Here is an 871-nt window from a genome sequence, read left to right as displayed (position 1 = left end):
GGTCTTCGACGAGGGCGCCGATGGCTTCGTGCCCGGCGAGGGCGTGGGCGCGGTGCTGCTCAAGGCGCTGGACCAGGCCCTCGCCGACCGTGATGACATCTGGGGCGTCATCCGCGCCTCGTCGGTGAACGCGGGCGGCAGGACGGCCGGCTACACGGTGCCGAACCCGAACGCTCAGGCGGCGCTGATCTCCGACGCGCTGCGCCGGGCGGGCGTCGCCCCGGCCACCCTCGGCTATGTCGAGGCGCACGGCACCGGCACCGCCATGGGTGACCCGATCGAGGTCGCCGCGCTGGTGGAGGCGCTGGGCCCAGGCGAGCGACGCGGGATCGGCTCGGTGAAGTCCAACATCGGCCATCTGGAGGGCGCCGCGGGCGTCGCGGGGCTGACCAAGGTGCTGCTCCAGCTGCGTGCCGGGCAGCTCGCGCCGACCGCGAACCTCGGTCGACTCAACCCCGCGATCGACTTCGGTCGCAGCGGTCTGGAGCCGGTGCGGGAGCTGCGTGCGTGGACCGGGTCGCCTCGGCGGGCCGGGATCAGCTCGTTCGGCGCGGGGGGCGCGAACGCCCACGTGGTCGTGGAGGAGCATGTCGCCGCGCCGGAACCGGCGGCGCGGGTCACCGGGCCGCGGTTGTTCCTGTTGTCCGCCCGCACCACCGAACGGCTGCGGGAGTACGCCGGACGGGTGGCCGATCACGTCGCCGACGCGGGGATCGCCGAGCTCGCCTACACCAGCCAGGTCGGTCGCAGGCATCTCGGTGAGCGGCTGGCCGTGCTCGCCGGGGACACCGCCGAGCTGGCCGACCTGCTGCGGCGCTTCACCGACGGCTCCCCGGCCTCGGGGGTCGTGGTGGGCACGGCCGCGGCCGGT

Annotated in this window: 1 protein-coding gene; it reads left to right on the top strand. The window is 75.0% G+C overall.

Features of this window, described 5'->3' with window-relative positions; genetic code table 11:
* Positions 1 to 871: ketoacyl-synthetase C-terminal extension domain-containing protein (locus ACY45C_RS04010; protein WP_462186300.1), on the top strand; the 871-nt coding region annotated here is incomplete at both ends.

The sequence above is a fragment of the Frankia sp. CcWB2 genome (assembly GCF_977927585.1).
The sequence above is the reverse complement of the archived record's forward strand: the minus strand, read 5'-3'. Positions and strand labels throughout refer to the sequence as shown.